Genomic DNA, 23,768 nt, shown 5'->3' on the forward strand with positions numbered 1-23,768 from the left:
ATATTCTGTTGTTTATAACTGTTACGAGTTTGTTGGTTATTTTCTTACTCGTATTCATAACGTTAATTTGCCTCGCCTGTTGATGACTTTTTCATCAGGGCTAATGTCGGCTGTAAATAATGGGTTTTTGAGCTCCGTTGGCATCCGTGCTGGCTTGACAAGCTTTTCCTCCGCTCCGTAAACTCCTTCTGGTGGGAATTTGTGGGGTAAAGTGGCGAAAAGGGGTGAGGCTGGCATGTTCCGTGGAGCAACGTTAGTCAATCTCGACAGCAAAGGCCGCCTGGCCGTGCCAACGCGCTATCGCGAAGGGCTGATCGAGGACGCTGCCGGTCAATTGGTATGCACCATTGACATTCATCACCCGTGCCTGCTGCTTTATCCATTGCCTGAATGGGAAGTCATCGAGCAGAAATTGTCGCGTTTATCGAGCATGAATCCCGTTGAGCGGCGCGTACAGCGTTTGCTTTTGGGTCATGCCAGCGAATGTCAGATGGATAATGCCGGCCGCTTGCTGATTGCGCCGGTGTTACGGCAGCATGCCGGGCTGACAAAAGAAGTGATGCTGGTCGGGCAGTTTAATAAATTTGAACTGTGGGATGAAACGACCTGGTATCAACGGGTCAAGGAAGATATCGACGCTGAGCAGTCCGCGACCGGTGAACTGTCGGAGCGCCTGCAGGATTTGTCCTTATAAAAATGATGGAAAATTATAAACATACTACGGTACTTCTGGATGAAGCCGTCAACGGCCTCAATATTCGTCCAGACGGTATCTATATTGATGGTACTTTTGGCCGCGGCGGTCACTCGCGCCTGATCCTCTCCCGGCTGGGTGCGGAAGGACGCTTGCTGGCCATCGATCGCGACCCGCAGGCGATTGCCGTCGCGCAAACCATCGATGACCCCCGCTTTTCCATCGTACATGGTCCCTTTTCACAACTCGCTGAGTACGTCGGCGAGCGCAATCTTACCGGTAAGATCGACGGCATTCTGCTCGATCTCGGCGTCTCTTCCCCGCAGCTTGACGATGCGGAACGCGGCTTTTCCTTTATGCGTGACGGGCCGCTGGATATGCGCATGGATCCGACGCGCGGTCAGTCCGCGGCCGAATGGCTGCAGACGGCTGAAGAAGACGATATCGCCTGGGTGATTAAAACCTTTGGCGAAGAGCGTTTCGGCAAACGTATCGCCCGCGCGATCGTCGAACGTAATCGCATTCAGCCGATGACCCGCACCAAAGAGCTGGCGGAAGTCATCGCCGCGGCGATGCCGGTAAAAGATAAGCACAAACATCCCGCGACCCGTACCTTCCAGGCGGTGCGCATATGGGTAAACAGTGAACTGGAGGAGATAGAGCAGGCGCTAAAAAGCTCGCTCAGCGTGCTGGCCCCGGGCGGGCGGCTGTCGATCATTAGTTTTCATTCGCTGGAAGATCGCATTGTGAAGCGCTTTATGCGTGAGCAAAGCCGCGGTCCGCAGGTTCCGGCGGGAATACCGATGACCGAAGCGCAGCTCAAAAAACTGGGCGGCCGTGAGTTGCGAGCACTAGGCAAGTTGATGCCGGGCGAAGAAGAGGTGGCAGAGAATCCACGCGCCCGTAGTTCAGTGCTGCGTATCGCAGAGAGGACGAACGCATGATCGGCAGAGTGACAGAGGCCTTAAGCAAGGTTAAAGGGTCGATTGGAAGCAACGAGCGCCATGCTTTGCCTGGCGTGATCGGGGACGACCTTCTGCGGTTTGGGAAACTGCCACTCTGCCTGTTCATTTGCATCATTATTACGGCGATTACCGTGGTCACCACTGCGCATCACACGCGCCTGTTGACCGCGCAGCGTGAACAGCTGGTTCTGGAGCGCGACGCCCTGGATATTGAGTGGCGCAACCTGATCCTCGAAGAGAACGCGCTCGGCGATCACAGTCGGGTTGAGCGGATCGCGACCGAGAAGTTACAGATGCAACACGTCGATCCATCACAAGAAAATATCGTTGTACAGAAATAAGGATTATTGCGACGGATGAAAGCAGCGCCAAAAACGCCTAAAGCAAAACGTCAGGAAGAACAGGCCAACTTTATCAGTTGGCGTTTTGCGTTGCTGTGCGGCTGTATTCTGCTGGCGCTGGCTTTTCTGCTGGGTCGCGTCGCCTGGCTACAGGTGATCAGCCCCGATATGCTGGTGCGCCAGGGCGATATGCGTTCTCTGCGCGTACAGGAAGTGTCCACCGCGCGCGGGATGATAACCGATCGCTCCGGACGTCCGCTGGCGGTCAGCGTGCCGGTGAAGGCTATCTGGGCCGACCCGAAAGAGCTCCATGACGCCGGCGGGGTTACCCTGGATACACGCTGGAAGGCGCTGGCGGATGCCCTCAATATGCCGCTGGATCAGCTGGCGACGCGCATCAATACCAATCCGCGGATGCGGTTTATCTATCTGGCGCGTCAGGTTAACCCTGACATGGCCGATTACATCAAGAAGCTGAAGCTGCCGGGCATTCATCTGCGCGAAGAATCCCGTCGGTACTACCCTTCCGGGGAAGTAACCGCTCACCTCATCGGCTTTACCAACGTCGATAGCCAGGGGATTGAAGGGGTTGAGAAAAGCTTTGATAAATGGCTTACCGGCCAGCCGGGCGAGCGTATCGTACGTAAAGACCGCTATGGCCGGGTAATTGAAGACATCTCTTCTACCGATAGCCAGGCAGCGCACAACCTGGCGCTGAGTATCGACGAACGCCTGCAGGCCCTGGTCTATCGCGAGCTAAACAACGCCGTGGCCTTTAACAAAGCCGAGTCGGGCAGCGCCGTGTTAGTGGATGTTAACACCGGTGAAGTGCTGGCGATGGCCAACAGCCCATCCTATAACCCGAACAACTTCGCCGGTACGGCAAAAGACACCATGCGTAACCGTGCGATTACCGACGTGTTTGAGCCGGGTTCGACGGTGAAACCGATGGTGGTCATGACGGCGCTGCAGCGCGGTATCGTCAACGAAAATACCGTGCTCAATACCGTGCCTTATCGAATTAACGGCCACGAAATCAAAGACGTGGCGCGCTACAGCGAATTGACCCTGACCGGGGTGCTACAGAAGTCGAGTAACGTCGGTGTTTCTAAGCTGGCGTTAGCGATGCCGTCCTCAGCGTTAGTAGATACTTACTCACGTTTTGGGCTTGGAAAGGCGACCAATTTGGGGTTGGTCGGAGAACGCAGTGGCTTATATCCTCAAAAACAACGGTGGTCTGACATAGAGAGGGCCACCTTTTCTTTCGGCTATGGGCTAATGGTAACCCCGTTACAGTTAGCGCGAGTCTACGCAACGATTGGCAGCTATGGCATCTATCGCCCGTTGTCGATTACCAAGGTTGATCCTCCGGTTCCGGGCGAGCGCGTCTTCCCGGAATCACTCGTTCGTACCGTCGTTCATATGATGGAAAGCGTGGCGCTGCCCGGCGGCGGCGGTGTGAAAGCGGCGATCAAAGGCTATCGCATCGCGATTAAAACCGGTACGGCGAAAAAAGTGGGGCCGGATGGCCGCTATATCAACAAATATATTGCTTACACCGCAGGCGTTGCGCCCGCCAGCCATCCGCGCTTCGCGCTGGTGGTGGTGATCAACGACCCGCAGGCAGGTAAATACTACGGTGGCGCCGTTTCCGCGCCGGTCTTCGGTGCCATCATGGGCGGCGTATTGCGCACCATGAACATCGAGCCGGATGCGCTGGCAACGGGCGAAAAAAGTGAATTTGTAATTAATCAAGGCGAGGGAACAGGTGGCAGATCGTAATTTGCGCGACCTACTCGCTCCATGGGTGCCAAACGCACCGGAGCGCATTCTGCGAGAGATGACGCTGGACAGCCGGGTGGCTGCTTCCGGCGATCTCTTTATCGCGGTACAGGGTCATCAGGCGGACGGGCGTCGTTATATCCCGCAGGCGATAGCGCAAGGTGTGGCTGCCATTATTGCTGAAGCGCAGGGCGAAGCTAAAGACGGTGAGATCCGTGAAATGCACGGCGTGCCGGTTATCTACCTGAGCCAGCTTAACGAACGCCTATCGGCGCTGGCCGGGCGTTTTTATCATCAGCCGTCGCAGCAGCTGCGTCTGGTGGGCGTCACCGGCACCAACGGGAAAACCACCACCACTCAGCTGCTGGCGCAGTGGGCAAAGCTGCTCGGCGAAACCAGCGCGGTGATGGGGACCGTCGGTAACGGTCTGCTGGATAAAGTCGTTCCAACTGAAAACACCACCGGTTCCGCGGTGGACGTTCAACATGTGCTCTCCAGTCTGGTCGGGCAGGGGGCTACCTTCGGCGCGATGGAAGTCTCCTCCCACGGTCTGGTACAGCACCGCGTAGCGGCCCTGCAGTTTGCCGCCTCGGTGTTTACCAATCTCAGCCGCGATCATCTCGACTACCATGGCGACATGGAGCACTACGAAGCGGCGAAATGGCTGCTGTACTCCACCCATCATTGCGGTCAGGCCATCGTCAATGCTGACGATGAAGTCGGTCGTCGCTGGCTGGCAAAACTGCCGGACGCGGTGGCGGTATCGATGGAAGATCATATCAACCCGAATTGCCACGGCCGCTGGCTAAAGGCCACCGCGGTGAACTATCACGACAGCGGGGCGACCATCCAGTTTGACTCCAGCTGGGGCAAGGGCGAAATCGAAAGCCGCCTGATGGGCGCATTTAACGTCAGCAACCTGCTGCTGGCGCTGGCCACGCTGCTGGCGCTGGGCTATCCGCTGGCCGATCTGCTGAAGACCGCAGCGCGTTTACAGCCGGTGTGCGGCCGTATGGAAGTGTTCAGCGCGCCGGGTAAACCTGCCGTGGTGGTAGATTATGCCCATACGCCTGACGCGCTGGAAAAAGCGCTGCAGGCGGCACGCCTGCACTGCAGCGGCAAGCTGTGGTGCGTCTTCGGCTGCGGCGGCGACCGCGACAAAGGTAAACGTCCGTTGATGGGCGCTATCGCGGAAGAATTTGCCGACATCGTGGTCGTTACTGACGATAACCCGCGCACCGAAGAGCCGCGGGCGATTATCAACGATATTCTGGCCGGCATGCTCGATGCAGGTCAGGCGAAGGTGATGGAAGGCCGCGCGGAAGCGGTGACCAACGCCGTGATGCAGGCGAAAGAGAACGACGTGGTGCTGGTGGCGGGTAAAGGCCATGAAGATTACCAGATCGTCGGCAACCGCCGTCTGGATTATTCCGACCGCGTGACCGTCGCGCGTCTGCTGGGAGCGGTAGCATGATTCGCTTTACGTTAAGTCAACTTGCCGCGATCGCCCATGGCGAACGGCAGGGTAGCGATGTCGCTATCGACGAGGTGACCACCGATACCCGTAAAGTGACGGCGGGCTGCCTGTTTGTGGCGCTGAAAGGGGAGCGTTTCGACGCCCATGATTTTGCCGAACAGGCGAAAGCGGCGGGCGCCGGCGCGCTGCTGGTGAGTCGTCCGCTGGCCTGCGATCTCCCGCAGGTGATTGTGAACGATACCCGGCAGGCTTTCGGTGAGTTAGCCGCCTGGGTGCGTCAGCAGGTGCCGACTCGCGTCGTCGCCTTGACCGGCTCGTCCGGTAAAACCTCGGTTAAAGAGATGACCGCGGCGATCCTCAGCCAGTGCGGCAACACGCTGTATACCGCCGGCAACCTGAACAACGATATCGGCGTCCCGATGACGCTGCTGCGGCTGACCAAAGAGCATCAGTACGCGGTGATCGAACTCGGCGCCAACCACCAGGGCGAAATCGCCTGGACCGTCAGCCTGACGCGTCCGGAAGCGGCGCTGGTCAACAACCTTGCTGCGGCGCACCTGGAAGGTTTCGGTTCGCTGGCGGGCGTGGCGAAGGCGAAGGGCGAAATCTATACCGGTCTGCCGGAAAATGGCATCGCCATCCTCAATGCCGACAATAACGACTGGCTGAACTGGCAGGCGGTGATTGGCGATCGCAAAGTGTGGCGCTTCTCGCCGAACGCGGCGAACAGCGATTTCACGGCGACCAACGTGCAGATCACCAGCCACGGCACCGAATTTACGCTGCAGACCCCAACCGGCAACGTTGACGTACTGCTGCCGCTGCCGGGACGCCACAACATCGCTAATGCGCTGGCCGCCACTTCGCTGGCGATGGCGGTAGGCGCCGATTTGGCGGCGGTGAAAGCCGGACTGGCGCAGCTGCAGGCCGTTCCGGGACGTCTGTTCCCGATCCGGCTGACCGAGAGCCAGCTGCTGCTGGATGATTCCTATAACGCTAACGTTGGTTCGATGACCGCGGCGGTGCAGGTGCTGTCAGAGATGCCCGGCTTTCGCACGATGGTGGTCGGCGATATGGCAGAGCTTGGCGCGGAGAGCGCGGCCTGCCATCGCGAAGTCGGCGAAGCGGCGAAAGCGGCGGGTCTGGATTGCGTCCTCAGCGTCGGCGCCTTGAGCGCGGATATCAGCCGCGCCAGCGGCGTGGGCGAACATTTTAACGATAAAGCCGCCGTGGTGGCTCGCCTGCGCGAGCTGCTGGCGGAGCACAAAATAATGACCATTTTAGTGAAGGGTTCACGTAGTGCCGCCATGGAAGAGGTAGTACGCGCATTACAGGAGACTGGGACATGTTAGTATGGCTGGCCGAACACTTGGTCAAATATTATTCCGGCTTTAACGTCTTTTCATATCTGACGTTTCGCGCCATCGTCAGCCTGCTGACCGCGCTGTTCATCTCGTTGTGGATGGGCCCGCGCATGATCGCCCGTCTGCAAAAACTCGCCTTTGGCCAGGTCGTACGTAACGACGGCCCGGAGTCTCATTTCAGTAAACGCGGTACTCCGACCATGGGCGGGATCATGATCCTCACCGCGATCACCGTTTCCGTTCTGCTGTGGGCCTATCCATCTAACCCGTACGTCTGGTGCGTACTGACGGTATTAATCGGCTACGGCATCATCGGTTTCGTTGATGATTACCGTAAAGTCGTGCGCAAAGATACCAAAGGCCTGATCGCCCGCTGGAAGTATTTCTGGATGTCGGTGATCGCCCTGGGCGTGGCCTTCGCGCTGTATCTGGCGGGGAAAGATACCCCGGCAACCGAGCTGGTGGTGCCGTTCTTTAAAGACGTAATGCCGCAGCTGGGGCTGTTCTATATCTTGCTGGCCTACTTCGTTATCGTCGGTACCGGCAACGCCGTCAACCTGACCGACGGCCTCGACGGCCTGGCGATTATGCCGACCGTTTTCGTCGCGGCAGGCTTTGCGCTGGTGGCATGGGCCACCGGCAACATGAATTTTGCCAACTACCTGCATATCCCGTATCTGCGCCACGCCGGCGAGCTGGTGATCGTCTGTACGGCGATTGTCGGGGCGGGGCTGGGCTTCCTGTGGTTCAACACCTACCCGGCGCAAGTCTTTATGGGCGACGTCGGTTCACTGGCGCTCGGCGGCGCGTTGGGCATTATCGCCGTGCTGCTGCGTCAGGAGTTCCTGCTGGTGATCATGGGCGGGGTTTTCGTGGTGGAAACGCTGTCGGTTATTCTGCAGGTCGGCTCCTTTAAGCTGCGCGGTCAGCGCATCTTCCGCATGGCGCCGATCCACCACCACTATGAACTGAAAGGCTGGCCGGAGCCGCGCGTTATCGTGCGCTTCTGGATTATTTCGCTGATGCTGGTGCTGATTGGCCTGGCGACGCTGAAGGTACGTTAATCATGGCAGATTATCAGGGTAAAAAAGTCGTCATTATTGGGCTGGGTATGACCGGCCTGTCATGCGTGGACTTTTTCATGGCGCGCGGCGTAACCCCGCGCGTGATGGACACCCGCGTCGCGCCTCCGGGGCTGGATAAATTACCCGAAGCGGTCGAATGCCATGTGGGCGGACTCAATGATACCTGGCTGCTGGCGGCGGACCTGATTGTCGCCAGTCCGGGAATTGCGCTGGCCCATCCTTCGCTCAGCGCAGCGGCCGACGCTGGCGTAGAGATCGTTGGCGATATCGAACTGTTCTGCCGCGAAGCGCAGGCGCCGATTATCGCCATTACCGGTTCTAACGGCAAAAGCACTGTTACTACCCTGGTGGGCGAGATGGCGAAAGCCGCTGGAGTTAACGTCGGCGTGGGCGGCAATATCGGCCTGCCGGCGCTGATGCTGCTGGACACCGATCGAGAGCTGTATGTGCTGGAGCTCTCCAGCTTCCAGCTGGAAACCACCTCCAGCCTGCAGGCGGTGGCGGCAACCATCCTCAACGTGACTGAGGACCATATGGACCGCTACCCGCTGGGGCTGCAGCAGTATCGCGCGGCGAAGCTGCGGATTTACGAGAATGCGAAGACCTGCGTGGTGAACGCGGACGATGCGCTCACCATGCCGGTACGCGGGGCGGACGAACGCTGCATTAGCTTTGGCGTCGATGTCGGTGACTACCACCTTAACCGCCAGCAGGGCGAAACCTGGCTGCGCGTTAAAGGTGAGAAAGTCCTCAATGTGAAAGAGATGCCTCTCACCGGTCAGCATAACTACAGCAACGCCCTGGCGGCGCTGGCGCTGGCCGATGCCGCGGGTCTGCCGCGGGCCAGCAGCCTGAAGGCGCTGACCACCTTTACCGGTCTGGCGCACCGTTTCCAGCTGGTGCTGGATCACAACGGCGTACGCTGGATTAACGACTCGAAGGCGACCAACGTCGGCAGCACCGAGGCGGCGCTGAACGGCCTGCAGCTGGACGGCACGCTCTATCTGCTGCTGGGCGGCGACGGCAAGTCCGCTGATTTTACCCCGCTGAAGCGCTACCTTGGCGGCGATCGTATTCGCCTGTACTGCTTTGGTCGCGATGGCGCCGAGCTCGCTGAGCTGCGTCCTGAGGTGGCGGTACAAACTGAGACTATGGAACAGGCGATGCGTCAGATTGCTCCCCTGGTGAAAGCGGGGGACATGGTGCTCCTGTCGCCGGCCTGCGCTAGCCTGGATCAGTTTAAGAACTTTGAACAACGGGGCGAGATGTTTGCCCGTCTGGCGAAGGAGTTAGGTTGATGCGTTTCTCTCTCCCACGCCTGAGAATGCCGCAGCTGAGCCTGCCTCGGCTGAGACTGCCGCGACTGCCGGGGATGTTTATTTTCGCCTGGCTATTCGCTGCGCTGAAAGGCTGGGTGATGGGCTCGCGCCCGAAAGATAACGACAGTCTGGTGATGTATGACCGGATGCTGCTATGGCTGACCTTCGGCCTGGCGGCGATCGGCTTTATTATGGTGACCTCGGCGTCGATGCCGGTCGGACAGCGCCTGGCGAACGATCCTTTCCTCTTCGCCAAGCGTGACGGCCTGTACATTGTGCTGGCCTTCGCGCTGGCGATGATTACGCTACGTCTGCCGATGGATTTCTGGCAGCGCCACAGTACCGCGATGCTGATCGCCTCGATCGTCATGCTGCTGATCGTACTGGTAGTAGGCAGCTCGGTAAACGGCGCATCGCGCTGGATAGCCCTTGGTCCGCTGCGTATTCAGCCGGCGGAGTTCACCAAGCTGTCGCTGTTCTGCTACATCGCCAACTATCTGGTGCGTAAAGCCGACGAAGTGCGTAACAACCTGCGCGGCTTCTTAAAACCGATGGGCGTGATTTTCGTACTGGCCATCCTGCTGCTGGCGCAGCCTGACCTCGGTACCGTGGTGGTCCTGTTCGTCACCACGCTGGCGATGCTGTTTCTCGCTGGCGCGAAGCTGTGGCAGTTCATCGCCATTATCGGCATGGGTATTTCGGCGGTGGTCCTGCTGATCCTCGCCGAACCATACCGTATTCGCCGCGTGACCTCCTTCTGGAACCCGTGGGAAGACCCGTTCGGCAGCGGCTACCAGCTGACCCAGTCGCTGATGGCTTTCGGCCGCGGCGAGATGTGGGGGCAGGGCCTCGGCAACTCGGTGCAAAAACTGGAGTATTTACCGGAAGCGCACACTGACTTTATCTTCGCCATTATCGGCGAAGAACTCGGTTATATCGGTGTGGTACTGGCGCTTTTAATGGTATTCTTCGTCGCTTTCCGCGCCATGTCGATTGGCCGTAAAGCGCTGGAGATCGATCATCGCTTTTCCGGCTTCCTCGCCTGTGCGATTGGTATCTGGTTTAGCTTCCAGGCGTTAGTTAACGTCGGCGCGGCGGCGGGGATGCTGCCGACGAAAGGTCTGACGCTGCCGCTGATCAGTTATGGTGGTTCCAGTCTGTTGATTATGTCGACGGCCATTATGTTGTTGTTGCGAATTGATTATGAAACGCGTCTGGAAAAAGCCCAGGCGTTTACACGGGGTGTGCGATGAGCGGTCAGGAAAAGCGGTTGATGGTGATGGCGGGCGGTACCGGCGGGCATGTGTTCCCGGGACTGGCGGTCGCGCACCATTTAATGGACCAGGGCTGGCAGGTTCGCTGGCTGGGTACCGCCGATCGTATGGAAGCGGATTTAGTGCCGAAAAACGGCATCGAAATTGATTTTATCCGCATCTCCGGCCTGCGTGGCAAAGGTATCAAAGCGCAGCTACTGGCGCCGGTGCGTATCTTTAACGCCTGGCGTCAGGCGCGGGCGATCATGAAGCGTTTCCAGCCGGACGTGGTGCTGGGTATGGGCGGCTATGTTTCCGGGCCTGGCGGTCTGGCGGCGTGGTCGCTGGGGATCCCGGTGGTCCTCCACGAGCAAAACGGCATTGCCGGCCTGACTAACAAGTGGCTGGCGAAGATTGCGAAGAAAGTGATGCAGGCGTTTCCCGGCGCGTTCCCGCATGCGGACGTCGTTGGGAACCCGGTGCGCACCGATGTACTGGCGTTGCCGCTGCCAGGTCAGCGTCTGGTTGGCCGTCAGGGGCCGATTCGCGTGCTGGTGGTCGGTGGCTCTCAGGGCGCGCGCGTCCTGAACCAGACGATGCCGCAGGTGGCGGCGAAGCTCGGCGCTACGGTGACCATCTGGCATCAAAGCGGCAAAGGCGGCCAGCAAACCGTGCAGCAGGCCTATGCCGCCGCCGGACAGCCGCAGCATAAAGTGACGGAATTTATTGATGACATGGCCGCGGCGTATGCCTGGGCAGATGTTGTGGTTTGCCGTTCCGGCGCGCTGACGGTTAGCGAAATCGCGGCCGCAGGTTTACCAGCGCTGTTTGTCCCGTTCCAGCACAAAGATCGTCAGCAGTACTGGAATGCGCTGCCGCTGGAGAAAGCCGGCGCGGCGAAAATTCTTGAACAGCCTGAGTTCACGGTAGAGGCGGTTGCCTCTACCCTGGCGAGCTGGGATCGGGAAACCTTGCTGGATATGGCGGAACGAGCGCGTGGCGCTTCGATTCCGGACGCTACCGAGCGGGTAGCAGAAGAGGTCAGCGCCGTAGCTTTGGCGCGCTAATTGCGGTGATTTTCACCGCCCGAATACAGAAGTTGATGGCGTAAAGAATGAATACACAAGATTTGGCAAAACTGCGTTCCATAGTGCCCGAGATGCGTCGCGTTCGGCACATTCACTTTGTCGGCATCGGCGGTGCCGGTATGGGCGGTATTGCCGAAGTGTTGGCTAACGAAGGTTACCAGATCAGCGGCTCCGACCTGGCGCCGAATCCGGTGACCCAGCAGCTGTCGCAGCTTGGCGCCACCATTTATTTCAACCATCGCCCGGAAAACGTGCGTGATGCCAGCGTGGTTGTCGTTTCCAGCGCGATTTCGGCAGATAACCCGGAAATCGTTGCCGCGCATGAGGCGCGTATCCCGGTGATCCGTCGTGCCGAAATGCTGGCGGAGCTGATGCGCTTTCGCCACGGGATCGCCATTGCCGGGACCCACGGCAAAACCACCACCACCGCGATGGTATCCAGCATTTACGCCGAGGCCGGGCTGGATCCGACCTTCGTCAACGGCGGACTGGTAAAAGCGGCGGGCGTACATGCCCGTCTTGGCCATAGCCGTTACCTCATCGCGGAAGCGGATGAGAGCGACGCGTCGTTTCTGCATCTGCAGCCGATGGTGGCCATTGTCACCAACATCGAAGCCGATCACATGGATACCTACCATGGCGACTTTGAGAATCTGAAGCAGACCTTTATCAACTTCCTGCACAACCTGCCGTTCTACGGACGCGCGGTGATGTGCGTGGACGATCCGGTGATCCGGGAACTGCTGCCGCGCGTTGGCCGGCAGATCACCACCTACGGTTTTAGCGACGACGCCGACGTACGCGTCGAGGACTATCGTCAGGTTGGGGCGCAGGGGCATTTCCGCCTGGTGCGCCAGGATAAAGCGATCCTGCAGGTGACGCTCAATGCCCCGGGACGCCATAACGCGCTGAACGCGGCGGCGGCCGTCGCCGTGGCGACGGAAGAGGGGATTGACGATCGGGCTATTCTGCGCGCACTGGAGAGCTTCCAGGGAACTGGACGCCGCTTTGATTTTCTTGGCGAGTTTCCGCTGGCCGAAGTCAACGGCAAACCGGGCAGCGCGATGCTGATCGATGATTACGGTCACCACCCGACGGAAGTGGACGCCACCATTAAAGCAGCGCGCGCCGGCTGGCCGGATAAAAACCTGGTGATGGTATTCCAGCCGCACCGTTATACCCGTACCCGCGATCTGTATGATGATTTTGCCAACGTGCTGACCCAGGTGGATGCCCTGCTGATGCTGGACGTCTATCCGGCGGGCGAAGCGCCGATCCCGGGCGCCGACAGCCGCTCGCTGTGCCGCACCATTCGCGGCCGCGGGAAAGTGGATCCGATCCTGGTGCCCGATTCGGCCCAGGCCGCGGAGATGCTGGCGTCAGTCCTGACCGGCAACGATTTAGTACTGGTGCAGGGCGCCGGTAACATCGGTAAAATCGCCCGCCACCTGGCTGAAATCAAACTGATCCCGCAAAAAACGGAGGAGGAGCGCCATGGCTGATAAAATCGCGGTGCTTTTCGGTGGAACCTCCGCTGAACGTGAAGTGTCGCTGAATTCAGGCGCGGCGGTGCTGGCCGGGCTGCGTGAAGGCGGGGTGGACGCCCATCCGGTCGACCCGCGCGATGTTGATATTACCCAGCTAAAAAAGCAGGGCTTTAAGAAAGCGTTTATTGCCCTCCACGGCCGCGGCGGGGAAGATGGCACTCTGCAGGGGCTGCTGGAGTTAATCCAGCTGCCTTATACCGGCAGCGGCGTGATGGCTTCGGCGATTTCAATGGATAAACTGCGCAGCAAGTGGCTGTGGCAGGGCGCCGGATTACCGGTCGCGCCGTGGGTGGCGCTGACCCGCGCCCAGTTTGCCGCCGGGCTGTCTACTGACGTCGAACAGCAAATTGCGGCGCTGGGTCTGCCGGTCATCATCAAGCCGAGCCGTGAAGGCTCCAGCGTCGGGATGTCGAAAGTCAGCGAAAGTTGTGATTTAGCGAGCGCATTGGCGTTGGCTTTTCAGCATGATGATGAAGTTTTGGTCGAAAAATGGCTCAGTGGACCGGAATTTACCGTCGCCATAGTCGGTGAAGAAATTTTACCGTCAATACGTATCCAGGCCGCGGGAACCTTCTATGATTATGAGGCGAAGTATCTCTCTGATGAGACGCAATATTTCTGCCCAGGATTTGAAGATCCCGCGCGTGAGTCAGCTATTCAGAACCTGGTGCTTAAAGCCTGGAATGTTCTGGGTTGCAAAGGCTGGGGCCGTATTGACGTGATGCTGGACAGCGATGGCCAGTTTTATCTGCTGGAAGCGAATACTTCCCCGGGCATGACCAGCCATAGCCTTGTGCCAATGGCGGCGCGTCAGGCAGGAATGAGCTTCTCCCAGCTTGTTGTACGAATTCTGGACCTGGCGGGGTGATATGTCGCAGGCTGCGCTGAATACGCGGAACCATGAAGAAGAGGCTTCTTCTTCGCGTCGGAGTAATGGAACGCGGCTGGCAGGGATCGTTTTCCTGCTGGCGGTGCTGTTTACCGTGCTGGTCAGCGGGTGGATGGTTCTTGGCTGGATGGAAGATGCGCAGCGCTTACCGCTGTCGAAGATGGTGGTGACCGGCGAGCGTCACTATACGCGCAATGATGACATCCGTCAGGCGATCCTGGCGCTGGGTTCGCCGGGTACCTTTATGACTCAGGATGTGAACATCATCCAGAGCCAGATTGAACGTCTGCCGTGGATTAAGCAGGCGAGCGTCCGAAAGCAGTGGCCCGATGAATTGAAGATTCATCTGGTTGAATATGTGCCGATTGCGCGCTGGAATGATCAACATATGGTGGATGCAGAAGGAAATGCCTTCAGCGTGCCGGCGGATCGCACCAGCAAACAGAATTTACCGATGTTATACGGTCCCGAAGGCAGCGAGAACGAAGTGCTGCAGGGGTATCGTGACATGGGGCAGGTGCTGGCAAAGGATAAATTCACGTTGAAAGTGGCGGCGATGACCGCCCGTCGCTCCTGGCAGTTGACGCTTAATAATGACATCAAGCTCAACCTTGGCCGTGGCGATACCATGAAACGGCTTCAGCGCTTTATGGAACTCTACCCGGTTCTTCAGCAGCAGGCGCAGACCGACGGCAAACGGATTAGCTACGTTGATTTGCGTTATGACTCGGGTGCGGCAGTGGGCTGGGTACCTGCTCCCGCAGAGGAAACTAATCAACAACAGAATCAGGCACAGGCAGAACAACAATGATCAAGGCGACGGACAGAAAACTGGTAGTTGGACTGGAGATTGGCACCGCCAAGGTGGCCGCTTTAGTAGGGGAAGTTCTGCCCGACGGCATGATCAATATCATCGGCGTGGGCAGTTGCCCATCGCGTGGTATGGATAAAGGCGGTGTGAACGACCTCGAGTCGGTGGTGAAATGCGTACAGCGCGCCATCGACCAGGCCGAACTGATGGCGGATTGCCAGATTTCATCAGTTTATTTGGCACTTTCGGGTAAACATATAAGCTGTCAGAATGAAATCGGGATGGTACCGATTTCGGAAGAAGAAGTGACGCAGGACGACGTCGAGAACGTGGTCCACACCGCGAAGTCGGTTCGCGTTCGCGATGAACATCGTGTCCTGCACGTGATTCCGCAGGAATATGCTATCGACTACCAGGAAGGGATTAAAAACCCGGTAGGGCTGTCCGGCGTGCGTATGCAGGCGAAGGTGCATCTGATCACCTGCCATAACGATATGGCAAAAAACATTGTTAAAGCAGTGGAACGTTGTGGTCTGAAAGTTGACCAACTTATTTTCGCCGGGTTAGCGGCCAGTTATTCGGTATTAACAGAAGACGAACGTGAGCTGGGCGTCTGCGTTGTGGATATCGGCGGTGGTACAATGGATATCGCCGTCTACACCGGCGGCGCATTGCGTCACACCAAAGTGATCCCGTATGCCGGTAACGTGGTGACCAGCGATATCGCCTATGCCTTCGGTACGCCGCCGAGCGATGCCGAAGCCATCAAGGTTCGTCACGGATGCGCATTGGGTTCCATCGTCGGTAAAGACGAAAACGTCGAAGTACCGAGCGTTGGTGGACGTCCTCCGCGTAGCCTGCAGCGTCAGACGTTGGCAGAGGTGATTGAACCGCGCTATACCGAGCTGCTTAACCTGGTCAATGAAGAGATCCTGCAGCTGCAGGAACAGCTCCGCCAGCAGGGTGTTAAACATCATCTGGCGGCGGGGATTGTGTTAACCGGCGGCGCGGCGCAAATTGAAGGTCTGGCGGCCTGTGCGCAGCGCGTGTTCCATACTCAGGTGCGCATTGGCGCGCCGCTGAACATCACCGGTTTAACCGACTATGCCCAGGAGCCGTATTATTCAACGGCGGTGGGGCTGCTGCACTACGGAAAAGAGTCACATCTCAGTGGTGAAGCGGAAGTAGAAAAACGCGTGACGGCCTCAGTGGGCTCGTGGATTAAGCGACTCAACAGCTGGCTGCGAAAAGAGTTTTAATTTTTTAAGAGAACGCAGACAATTAGCGTTCTCAGGCGACAGGCACAAGACGGAGAGAAACTATGTTTGAACCTATGGAACTGACCAACGACGCGGTGATTAAAGTCATCGGCGTCGGTGGCGGCGGCGGTAACGCCGTTGAACACATGGTGCGCGAGCGCATTGAGGGTGTTGAATTCTTCGCGGTAAACACCGATGCGCAGGCGCTGCGTAAGACGGCGGTTGGCCAGACTATCCAGATCGGTAGCGGTATTACCAAAGGTCTGGGCGCGGGCGCGAACCCGGAAGTCGGCCGTAACGCGGCTGATGAAGACCGTGAAGCGCTGCGCGCAGCCCTTGATGGCGCAGACATGGTGTTCATCGCGGCAGGCATGGGCGGCGGTACCGGTACCGGCGCGGCGCCCGTAGTCGCGGAAGTGGCGAAGGATCTGGGGATCCTCACCGTTGCGGTGGTCACTAAGCCGTTTAATTTTGAAGGTAAGAAGCGCATGGCGTTCGCTGAGCAGGGGATCACCGAGCTGTCCAAGCATGTTGACTCACTGATCACCATCCCGAACGACAAGCTGCTGAAGGTCCTGGGTCGTGGAATTTCCCTGCTCGACGCATTCGGCGCGGCAAACGACGTCCTGAAAGGCGCGGTGCAGGGTATCGCCGAACTGATCACCCGTCCGGGTCTGATGAACGTCGACTTCGCAGACGTCCGTACCGTGATGTCTGAAATGGGCTACGCGATGATGGGCTCCGGGGTGGCGAGCGGTGAAGACCGTGCGGAAGAGGCGGCTGAAATGGCTATCTCTTCTCCGCTGCTGGAAGATATCGACCTGTCAGGCGCGCGCGGCGTGCTGGTCAACATTACTGCGGGCTTCGACCTGCGTCTGGACGAGTTCGAAACTGTGGGTAACACCATCCGTGCTTTTGCCTCGGATAATGCGACCGTAGTTATCGGTACCTCTCTGGACCCGGATATGAACGACGAGCTGCGCGTGACCGTAGTGGCGACCGGTATTGGCATGGATAAGCGTCCGGAAATCACCCTGGTAACCAACAAGCAGGTTCAGCAGCCGGTGATGGATCGTTACCAGCAGCATGGTATGTCGCCGCTGACGCAAGAGCAGAAGCCGGCAGCCAAAGTGGTGAACGACAATACGCCGCAAACCGCGAAAGAGCCGGATTATCTGGATATCCCAGCCTTCCTGCGTAAGCAAGCCGATTAAGAATCGACTGGAAGTTGGGCATCTGCGCTCTTTGTGCTAAACTGGCCTCCCGATAGTGGTGTACACTTCGGTTGGATAGGTAAATTGGCGAGATTATACGATGATCAAACAAAGGACTCTTAAACGTATCGTTCAGGCGACTGGCGTCGGTTTGCATACCGGCAAGAAAGTCACACTGACGTTACGCCCTGCGCCGGCAAATACCGGGGTCATCTATCGTCGCACCGACTTGAATCCACCGGTAGATTTTCCGGCTGATGCCAAATCTGTGCGTGATACCATGCTCTGTACTTGCCTGGTTAATGAGCATGACGTGCGGATTTCTACGGTTGAACACCTGAACGCCGCATTGGCTGGCCTGGGTATCGACAACATTATTGTTGAAGTCGATGCGCCGGAAATCCCGATTATGGACGGCAGTGCGGCTCCGTTCGTTTATCTGTTGCTGGACGCCGGCATTGATGAACTGAACTGCGCCAAGAAATTTGTACGTATCAAAGAGACGGTTCGCGTCGAAGATGGCGACAAATGGGCTGAATTCAAACCGTACAATGGTTTTTCGCTGGACTTCACCATCGATTTTAACCATCCAGCGATTGATGCCAGCACCCAGCGCTATACGCTGAACTTCTCGGCCGATGCGTTCATGCGTCAGATTAGCCGTGCGCGTACCTTCGGTTTTATGCGCGATATCGAATATCTGCAGTCCCGCGGCCTGTGCCTGGGCGGCAGCTTCGATTGTGCCATCGTTGTTGACGATTATCGCGTACTGAACGAAGACGGTCTGCGCTTTGAAGACGAATTTGTTCGCCACAAAATGCTGGATGCGATCGGTGACCTGTTTATGTGTGGTCACAACATTATCGGCGCATTCACGGCGTACAAATCGGGTCACGCGTTGAACAACAAACTGCTGCAGGCGGTTCTGGCAAAACAGGAAGCCTGGGAGTATGTGACCTTCGAAGACGACGCAAAACTGCCAATGGCGTTCCGCGCACCGTCGATGGTTCTGGCGTAAGCCTGACCATTCAGTAAATTCGACTGGTAACCTGGTACTCTCTCCGACCAGGGAGCCAGTCGTTTTTCTTTTATAGCACCCTCCAGTTATTTTCGCTGCGATCCCTGGATAATAATTAGCGTGCGTTCGCTGCTTTATTAAGCGTTTTCGCCGGGCAATCGCCTTCATTCATGCTGCCTCAGGCCGGTATTAATGTTAGTATTTGAGCGCAAAATTATTTCTCAGGGTTGCTTTACCCCGTGGACATCAGGTTGTCCTGCGAAAAACATCAATAAAGAGACAGCCTGAACGACGACGGGTCTAGCAAAGAAAGGTAATGAACGTGAGTGGATTGCTGACGCGCTGGCGACAGTTTGGCAGACGGTATTTTTGGCCGCATCTCCTGTTGGGGATGGTCGCGGCCAGCCTCGGCCTGCCTGCGCTAAGCAACGGTCACGAGACCGCGGCGCCAGCGAAGGCGACCGCCAGCAATCACAATCCGAGCAAGGTTAATTTCTCTCAGCTGGCGCTGCTGGAGACGAATCGCCGGCCCAGCTTTACCGTCGACTACTGGCATCAGCACGCCATTCGCACCGTTATTCGTCATCTCTCCTTCGCCATGGCGCCGCAGGCGCTGCCGGTGGCGGAAGAAACTTCCCCGCTGCAGGCTCAGCATCTGGCGCTGCTCGACACCCTCAGCGCGCTGCTGACGCAGGACAGCACGCCGCCGGTGGTGATCCGCCAGGCGGGTTACATCCCTTCTTCATATTCTGCCTTCCGCGTCAGCGCCTGGATAAGCCAGGTGGCGGGGATCCGCGCAGGGCCTCAACGTCTCAGCTGAAAATAACCACGGACCATCCTATTTTTTGTGACTCCGCACCGCGGGGCGTTTGAGATTTTATTATGCTTATCAAAATGTTAACCAAGGTTTTCGGCAGCCGTAACGACCGTACGCTGCGTCGTATGCGCAAAGTCGTCAATATCATCAACGGCATGGAACCGGCGATGGAAAAACTCTCTGATGACGAGCTGAAAGCGAAAACCGCTGAATTCCGCGCGCGCCTGGAAAAAGGCGAAACGCTGGAAAGCCTGATCCCTGAAGCTTTCGCCGTCGTTCGCGAAGCCAGTAAGCGCGTATTCGGCATGCGCCACTTCGACGTCCAGCTGCTGGGCGGTATGGTGCTTAACGATCGCTGCATCGCCGAGATGCGTACCGGTGAAGGTAAAACCCTGACCGCGACCCTGCCGGCGTACCTCAACGCGCTAACCGGCAAAGGCGTTCACGTAGTGACCGTCAACGACTATCTGGCCCAGCGTGACGCCGAAAATAACCGCCCGCTGTTTGAATTCCTGGGCATGACAGTTGGCATCAACATGTCCGGCCTGCCGGCGCCGGCGAAGCGTGAAGCTTACGCTGCCGATATCACCTATGGCACCAACAACGAATACGGCTTCGACTACCTGCGCGACAACATGGCCTTCAGCCCGGAAGAGCGCGTTCAGCGTAAACTGCACTATGCGCTGGTGGATGAGGTGGACTCCATCCTGATCGATGAGGCGCGTACGCCGCTGATCATTTCCGGCCCGGCGGAAGACAGCTCTGAAATGTACCGCAAGGTAAACAAAATCATCCCGCATCTGATCCGCCAGGAAAAAGAGGATTCGGATACTTTCACTGGCGAAGGCCACTTCTCGGTGGATGAAAAAGCGCGTCAGGTTAACCTGACCGAACGTGGTCTGGTGCTGATTGAAGAGCTGCTGGTACAGGAAGGCATTATGGATGAAGGTGAGTCCCTGTACTCTCCAACCAACATTATGCTGATGCACCACGTTACCGCCGCGCTGCGCGCCCATGCGCTGTTCACCCGCGACGTTGACTACATTGTCAAAGATGGCGAAGTTATCATCGTCGATGAGCACACTGGCCGTACGATGCAGGGCCGCCGCTGGTCCGATGGTCTGCACCAGGCCGTTGAGGCCAAAGAGGGCGTGGAGATCCAAAACGAGAACCAGACTCTGGCCTCTATCACCTTCCAGAACTACTTCCGTCTGTACGAGAAGCTGGCGGGGATGACCGGTACAGCCGATACCGAAGCCTTTGAATTCAGCTCTATCTATAAGCTGGATACCGTGGTTGTACCGACCAACCGTCCGATGATCCGTAAAGACATGGCGGATCTGGTCTATATGACCGAAGCGGAAAAAATTCAGGCAATTATCGAAGATATCAAAACTCGTACCGCTGCCGGTCAGCCGGTGCTGGTGGGGACTATCTCGATCGAAAAATCTGAAGTGGTTTCCCGCGAACTGACTAAAGCCGGCATCAAGCACAACGTCCTGAACGCCAAATTCCACGCCAGCGAGGCGGATATCGTCGCCCAGGCGGGCTACCCTTCCGCGGTGACCATCGCCACCAACATGGCGGGTCGTGGTACCGATATTATGCTCGGCGGTAGCTGGCAGGCGGAAGTCGCTGCGCTGGAAAACCCAACGCCAGAGCAGATTGAGAAAATCAAAGCCGACTGGCAGGTACGCCACGATGCGGTACTGGCCGCAGGCGGTCTGCACATCATCGGTACCGAGCGTCATGAATCTCGCCGTATCGATAACCAGCTGCGCGGCCGTGCTGGTCGTCAGGGGGATGCCGGTTCTTCCCGCTTCTACCTGTCAATGGAAGATGCCCTGATGCGTATCTTCGCCTCCGATCGCGTGTCTGGCATGATGCGTAAACTGGGAATGAAACCAGGTGAGGCGATTGAGCACCCGTGGGTCACCAAGGCGATCGCCAACGCCCAGCGTAAAGTGGAAAGCCGTAACTTCGATATCCGTAAGCAGCTGCTGGAATATGATGATGTGGCCAACGACCAGCGCCGGGCGATCTACACCCAGCGTAACGAGCTGCTGGACGTGTCTGACGTCAGCGAAACCATCAACAGCATCCGCGAAGACGTCTTTAAGGCGACGATCGATGCCCATATTCCGCCGCAGTCGCTGGAGGAGATGTGGGATATCGAAGGTCTGCAGGAGCGTCTGAAAAACGACTTCGACCTCGACCTGCCAATCAAAGAGTGGCTGGATAAAGAGCCGGAGCTGCATGAAGAGACCCTGCGCGAACGTATTCTGCAGAGCGCGGTAGAAACCTACCAGCGTAAAGAAGAAGTGGTCGGCGCCGAGATGATGCGCCACTTCGAGAAAGGCGTGATGCTGCAGACTCTGGATTCGCTGTGGAAAGAGCACCTGGCGGCGATGGATTACCTGCGCCAGGGTATCCACCTGCGCGGCTATGCGCAGAAAGATCCGAAGCAGGAGTACAAGCGCGAATCGTTCTCGATGTTTGCCGCGATGCTGGAGTCACTGAAGTATGAAGTGATCAGCACCCTGAGCAAAGTCCAGGTGCGGATGCCGGAAGAAGTCGAGGCGATGGAACAGCAGCGTCGTGAAGAGGCCGAGCGCCTGGCGCAGATGCAGCAGCTCAGCCATCAGAGCGATGATGAAGCCGCAGCCCAGGATCTGGCGGCGCAAACCGGCGAACGTAAAGTGGGCCGTAACGATCCGTGCCCGTGCGGCTCCGGCAAAAAGTACAAACAGTGCCACGGCCGTCTGAGCTAAGGTCTGATAAAACAAACAAAGGCGCAGAGTTCTGCGCCTTTTTTATGGAGCGCATTCAATGAAAAAACTGCAAATCGCCGTCGGGATAATTCGCAATCCGCAAGGCGAAATCTTTATTACCCAGCGCGCCGCCGATGCCCATATGGCGAATAAGCTGGAGTTCCCGGGCGGGAAGATTGAATCTGATGAGACGCCTGAGCAGGCGCTAATCCGCGAACTGCAGGAGGAGGTTGGGATTACGGTCACCACCTCTTCGCTCTTTGATAAGCTGGAGTATCAGTTCCCCGATCGCCATATTACGCTGTGGTTTTTCCTCGTGGAAAGTTGGCAAGGCGAGCCGTGGGGTAAAGAAGGGCAGCCGGGTCGGTGGATGGCGGGACCAACGTTGGATCCGGCGGCTTTTCCTCCGGCGAATGAACCGGTTATCAGCAAACTTATCGCCCAGGGCTGAGCCCCGGGTCGCGAGGCTAACCCGCCAGGCGCCGGGTTAGCTTGCCATCAAATCAGGGTTGCTGCTCGCTCCAGTCATCGCTATCGGAGAGATCCCCCGCGCTGGGGATGCGCTTCTCTTCCGCAGCCCATTCTCCCAGATCGATCAGTTGGCAGCGCTTGCTACAGAACGGACGAAACGGACTCTGCTCGCCCCACACCACAGTTTTGCCGCAGGTCGGGCAGTTGACGATAGTCTCTTCTGACATGTTATCTCCTTAACAGCAGGCCAGTTCAAAATCAAAGCGCTCCGGCACGATCCCATATTCACTGTCCAGCGCCAGGAAACGGATGGCGAAACGGCTCTTATGGCCGGAAATTTGCGGATAAAGCTGGTGAGCCAGATCGAGACGCAGGCGCAGCAGATCGGCATCTTCGCCATTATCCTGATAAAAGCCGTTGAGGCTGGTCTGTTTGCGGAACAGCGCGGAGTTGCGGATAAGTTGGAGGATCAGGCTCAGGGACTGGACCAGCGGATCGAGGCTGGCAAGCCAGCTGGCCACCTGCTCGTCGCGATGCGCCTGTGGCATATGGAGCCAGATATGCAGGGTCGGTAAATCGAAGCTGCAGCAGCCGCCAGGAATACTCAGGCGCTGACGCACCAGCGCAATCAGGCGATCTTCACGCAGAAACTGACCAATGCGCGGCGCGGCCATCAGGGTGCTGGAGGACTGCTTCAACTGGTGGCGCAGCTCGTTAATGCGCTCCTGATCGACGCCCGGCACTTCTGCCCATGACTGGAGCTTACGCTGCTGGCGTTCCAGCTCTTTAACCAGGTCAGTGCGCACCTCGCCGCGCTCCAGGACATCCAGCAGATCGCCGGCGTTACGGAAAAAATGGAGCGCATCGGCATGGCTGGCAATCTGCGGATGGAAAGCCATCTGCTGGATCAGAAATTCGATGCGCAGCCAGGTGCGCATTTTCTCATTAAGAGGATGTTCAAACAGAACGGGGGTATGCATTACGAGTTTTCCTGTGAGGCGGCCTGCGATGCCAGCGTTAAATACTTTTCGTGCAGGCGGGCAACATCCGATGCCACTGCATCCGGCGTGCCAGTGTTTTCAATAACATCGTCCGCGACGGCCAGGCGCTGCTGGCGCGTGGCCTGGGCGGCAAGAATATGTTCAGCATGTTCGCGGCTGACCTTATCGCGCAGCATGGTGCGTTCGATTTGCGTCTCTTTCGGCACATCGACGACCAGTACGCGATCGGCCAGACTGGACAGGCGGTTTTCGACCAGCAAAGGTACGACCCAGAGGAGATAAGGGGAGGTGGCGGCCTGCATCTGGCGGCGCGTTTCCTGCTGAATCAGCGGGTGCAACAGCGCATTGAGCCAGGCTTTTTCCTCCACGTGAGCAAAAATTTTTTCCCGCAGCAGGCGGCGGTTCAGCGTGCCGTCGGGGGCAATCATCTGTGGTCCGAAGTGGCCGACAATGGCCTGGAGCGCCGGGGTACCGGGCTCGACCACCTGACGGGCGATAACATCGGCATCGATAACCTTAACCCCAAGCTGCGCGAAGGCGTCGGCGACCGTACTTTTACCGCTGCCGATCCCGCCTGTTAACGCGACTGTGTACCCCATATC

The 23,768-nt window shown here is 57.8% G+C and carries 22 protein-coding genes; 19 read left to right on the forward strand and 3 right to left on the reverse strand.

All coding sequences use genetic code 11. The features are described 5' to 3' along the window. Window positions 1–235: 235 nt before the first annotated feature. From mraZ to mutT, 19 genes are all read left to right on the forward strand, one after another. Window positions 236–694, forward strand: coding sequence for a division/cell wall cluster transcriptional repressor MraZ (gene mraZ / locus BHE81_RS01030; RefSeq protein WP_002888541.1), 459 nt, complete (start codon window positions 236–238; stop codon window positions 692–694). 2 nt (window positions 695–696) lie between these two features. Next, a complete protein-coding gene (rsmH, locus tag BHE81_RS01035; RefSeq protein ID WP_002888547.1) occupies window positions 697–1,638 on the forward strand; it encodes a 16S rRNA (cytosine(1402)-N(4))-methyltransferase RsmH in 942 nt (313 codons plus the stop codon). Next, on the forward strand, window positions 1,635–2,000 hold the full coding sequence (ftsL, locus tag BHE81_RS01040) for a cell division protein FtsL (RefSeq protein ID WP_002888550.1): 366 nt from the start codon (window positions 1,635–1,637) through the stop codon (window positions 1,998–2,000). Before rsmH ends, ftsL begins: the two co-directional genes overlap by 4 nt. Before the next feature lie 15 nt (window positions 2,001–2,015). Next, entirely contained in the window at window positions 2,016–3,782 is a 1,767-nt protein-coding gene (locus BHE81_RS01045) for a peptidoglycan glycosyltransferase FtsI (RefSeq protein ID WP_002888559.1), read from the forward strand. After that, window positions 3,769–5,256, forward strand: a complete 1,488-nt coding sequence (gene murE, locus BHE81_RS01050) for a UDP-N-acetylmuramoyl-L-alanyl-D-glutamate--2,6-diaminopimelate ligase (protein WP_004182923.1) — start codon at window positions 3,769–3,771, stop codon at window positions 5,254–5,256. Before BHE81_RS01045 ends, murE begins: the two co-directional genes overlap by 14 nt. Beyond that, entirely contained in the window at window positions 5,253–6,611 is a 1,359-nt protein-coding gene (gene murF / locus BHE81_RS01055; RefSeq protein ID WP_004177411.1) for a UDP-N-acetylmuramoyl-tripeptide--D-alanyl-D-alanine ligase, read from the forward strand. The genes murE and murF overlap by 4 nt, the downstream gene beginning before the upstream one ends. Further along, window positions 6,605–7,687: a phospho-N-acetylmuramoyl-pentapeptide-transferase gene (gene mraY, locus BHE81_RS01060; protein WP_002888562.1), complete on the forward strand. Its 1,083-nt coding sequence runs from the start codon at window positions 6,605–6,607 to the stop codon at window positions 7,685–7,687. Before murF ends, mraY begins: the two co-directional genes overlap by 7 nt. A 2-nt stretch (window positions 7,688–7,689) precedes the next feature. Next, complete coding sequence (gene murD / locus BHE81_RS01065; RefSeq protein ID WP_020802810.1) at window positions 7,690–9,006, forward strand: UDP-N-acetylmuramoyl-L-alanine--D-glutamate ligase; 1,317 nt, start codon at window positions 7,690–7,692, stop codon at window positions 9,004–9,006. After that, window positions 9,006–10,280 (forward strand): cell division protein FtsW, encoded by a 1,275-nt coding sequence (ftsW, locus tag BHE81_RS01070; protein WP_002888565.1) that lies wholly within the window; start codon window positions 9,006–9,008, stop codon window positions 10,278–10,280. The genes murD and ftsW overlap by 1 nt, the downstream gene beginning before the upstream one ends. Continuing rightward, window positions 10,277–11,347 (forward strand): undecaprenyldiphospho-muramoylpentapeptide beta-N-acetylglucosaminyltransferase, encoded by a 1,071-nt coding sequence (gene murG / locus BHE81_RS01075; RefSeq protein ID WP_002888566.1) that lies wholly within the window; start codon window positions 10,277–10,279, stop codon window positions 11,345–11,347. Before ftsW ends, murG begins: the two co-directional genes overlap by 4 nt. A 47-nt stretch (window positions 11,348–11,394) precedes the next feature. Then, window positions 11,395–12,870, forward strand: a complete 1,476-nt coding sequence (murC, locus tag BHE81_RS01080; protein WP_004145947.1) for a UDP-N-acetylmuramate--L-alanine ligase — start codon at window positions 11,395–11,397, stop codon at window positions 12,868–12,870. Beyond that, the gene (locus tag BHE81_RS01085) at window positions 12,863–13,783 is read left to right on the forward strand and encodes a D-alanine--D-alanine ligase (RefSeq protein ID WP_002888623.1); all 921 of its coding nucleotides are present in this window, start codon (window positions 12,863–12,865) and stop codon (window positions 13,781–13,783) included. Before murC ends, BHE81_RS01085 begins: the two co-directional genes overlap by 8 nt. A gap of 1 nt (window position 13,784) precedes the next feature. Then, the gene (gene ftsQ / locus BHE81_RS01090; RefSeq protein WP_002888624.1) at window positions 13,785–14,615 is read left to right on the forward strand and encodes a cell division protein FtsQ; all 831 of its coding nucleotides are present in this window, start codon (window positions 13,785–13,787) and stop codon (window positions 14,613–14,615) included. Continuing rightward, complete coding sequence (gene ftsA, locus BHE81_RS01095) at window positions 14,612–15,874, forward strand: cell division protein FtsA (protein WP_002888625.1); 1,263 nt, start codon at window positions 14,612–14,614, stop codon at window positions 15,872–15,874. The genes ftsQ and ftsA overlap by 4 nt, the downstream gene beginning before the upstream one ends. Window positions 15,875–15,936: 62 nt before the next feature. After that, window positions 15,937–17,088 carry a cell division protein FtsZ gene (ftsZ, locus tag BHE81_RS01100; protein WP_002888628.1) on the forward strand — a complete coding sequence of 384 codons (1,152 nt, stop codon included), beginning with the start codon at window positions 15,937–15,939 and terminating at the stop codon, window positions 17,086–17,088. 100 nt (window positions 17,089–17,188) lie between these two features. Then, window positions 17,189–18,106, forward strand: a complete 918-nt coding sequence (lpxC, locus tag BHE81_RS01105) for a UDP-3-O-acyl-N-acetylglucosamine deacetylase (RefSeq protein WP_002888632.1) — start codon at window positions 17,189–17,191, stop codon at window positions 18,104–18,106. A 322-nt stretch (window positions 18,107–18,428) separates the two neighbouring features. Beyond that, complete coding sequence (secM, locus tag BHE81_RS01110) at window positions 18,429–18,926, forward strand: secA translation cis-regulator SecM (protein ID WP_002888635.1); 498 nt, start codon at window positions 18,429–18,431, stop codon at window positions 18,924–18,926. A gap of 62 nt (window positions 18,927–18,988) precedes the next feature. Then, window positions 18,989–21,694, forward strand: coding sequence for a preprotein translocase subunit SecA (gene secA, locus BHE81_RS01115; RefSeq protein WP_002888638.1), 2,706 nt, complete (start codon window positions 18,989–18,991; stop codon window positions 21,692–21,694). Window positions 21,695–21,752: 58 nt separating this feature from the next. Then, the gene (mutT, locus tag BHE81_RS01120; protein WP_004145942.1) at window positions 21,753–22,145 is read left to right on the forward strand and encodes an 8-oxo-dGTP diphosphatase MutT; all 393 of its coding nucleotides are present in this window, start codon (window positions 21,753–21,755) and stop codon (window positions 22,143–22,145) included. 52 nt (window positions 22,146–22,197) lie between these two features. Here the strand turns inward: mutT and yacG are convergent, their stop codons facing one another. Genes yacG through coaE form a run of 3 tightly spaced genes read right to left on the reverse strand, consistent with a single transcriptional unit; the run spans window position 22,198 to window position 23,765 of the window. Next, window positions 22,198–22,392 (reverse strand): DNA gyrase inhibitor YacG, encoded by a 195-nt coding sequence (yacG, locus tag BHE81_RS01125; protein WP_002888644.1) that lies wholly within the window; start codon window positions 22,390–22,392, stop codon window positions 22,198–22,200. 9 nt (window positions 22,393–22,401) lie between these two features. Next, a complete protein-coding gene (gene zapD, locus BHE81_RS01130; protein WP_023302307.1) occupies window positions 22,402–23,145 on the reverse strand; it encodes a cell division protein ZapD in 744 nt (247 codons plus the stop codon). Next, window positions 23,145–23,765, reverse strand: coding sequence for a dephospho-CoA kinase (coaE, locus tag BHE81_RS01135; protein WP_004145940.1), 621 nt, complete (start codon window positions 23,763–23,765; stop codon window positions 23,145–23,147). Before coaE ends, zapD begins: the two co-directional genes overlap by 1 nt. Window positions 23,766–23,768 lie beyond the last annotated feature (3 nt).

The organism is Klebsiella sp. AqSCr, from assembly GCF_008452795.1.
In the GTDB taxonomy this organism is placed as follows: domain Bacteria; phylum Pseudomonadota; class Gammaproteobacteria; order Enterobacterales; family Enterobacteriaceae; genus Klebsiella; species Klebsiella pneumoniae.

Excerpts from the sequence above, each read along its gene's own strand:
- ftsA (WP_002888625.1), top strand. The coding sequence starts at position 14,612 with ATGATCAAGGCGACGGACAGAAAACTGGTAGTTGGACTGGAGATTGGC.
- rsmH (WP_002888547.1), top strand. The coding sequence starts at position 697 with ATGATGGAAAATTATAAACATACTACGGTACTTCTGGATGAAGCCGTC.
- mutT (WP_004145942.1), top strand. The coding sequence starts at position 21,753 with ATGAAAAAACTGCAAATCGCCGTCGGGATAATTCGCAATCCGCAAGGC.
- zapD (WP_023302307.1), bottom strand. The coding sequence starts at position 23,145 with ATGCATACCCCCGTTCTGTTTGAACATCCTCTTAATGAGAAAATGCGC.
- BHE81_RS01085 (WP_002888623.1), top strand. The coding sequence starts at position 12,863 with ATGGCTGATAAAATCGCGGTGCTTTTCGGTGGAACCTCCGCTGAACGT.
- ftsZ (WP_002888628.1), top strand. The coding sequence starts at position 15,937 with ATGTTTGAACCTATGGAACTGACCAACGACGCGGTGATTAAAGTCATC.
- coaE (WP_004145940.1), bottom strand. The coding sequence starts at position 23,765 with ATGGGGTACACAGTCGCGTTAACAGGCGGGATCGGCAGCGGTAAAAGT.
- murC (WP_004145947.1), top strand. The coding sequence starts at position 11,395 with ATGAATACACAAGATTTGGCAAAACTGCGTTCCATAGTGCCCGAGATG.
- mraY (WP_002888562.1), top strand. The coding sequence starts at position 6,605 with ATGTTAGTATGGCTGGCCGAACACTTGGTCAAATATTATTCCGGCTTT.
- murF (WP_004177411.1), top strand. The coding sequence starts at position 5,253 with ATGATTCGCTTTACGTTAAGTCAACTTGCCGCGATCGCCCATGGCGAA.
- ftsL (WP_002888550.1), top strand. The coding sequence starts at position 1,635 with ATGATCGGCAGAGTGACAGAGGCCTTAAGCAAGGTTAAAGGGTCGATT.
- mraZ (WP_002888541.1), top strand. The coding sequence starts at position 236 with ATGTTCCGTGGAGCAACGTTAGTCAATCTCGACAGCAAAGGCCGCCTG.
- lpxC (WP_002888632.1), top strand. The coding sequence starts at position 17,189 with ATGATCAAACAAAGGACTCTTAAACGTATCGTTCAGGCGACTGGCGTC.
- yacG (WP_002888644.1), bottom strand. The coding sequence starts at position 22,392 with ATGTCAGAAGAGACTATCGTCAACTGCCCGACCTGCGGCAAAACTGTG.
- murG (WP_002888566.1), top strand. The coding sequence starts at position 10,277 with ATGAGCGGTCAGGAAAAGCGGTTGATGGTGATGGCGGGCGGTACCGGC.
- ftsW (WP_002888565.1), top strand. The coding sequence starts at position 9,006 with ATGCGTTTCTCTCTCCCACGCCTGAGAATGCCGCAGCTGAGCCTGCCT.
- secA (WP_002888638.1), top strand. The coding sequence starts at position 18,989 with ATGCTTATCAAAATGTTAACCAAGGTTTTCGGCAGCCGTAACGACCGT.
- murD (WP_020802810.1), top strand. The coding sequence starts at position 7,690 with ATGGCAGATTATCAGGGTAAAAAAGTCGTCATTATTGGGCTGGGTATG.
- ftsQ (WP_002888624.1), top strand. The coding sequence starts at position 13,785 with ATGTCGCAGGCTGCGCTGAATACGCGGAACCATGAAGAAGAGGCTTCT.
- BHE81_RS01045 (WP_002888559.1), top strand. The coding sequence starts at position 2,016 with ATGAAAGCAGCGCCAAAAACGCCTAAAGCAAAACGTCAGGAAGAACAG.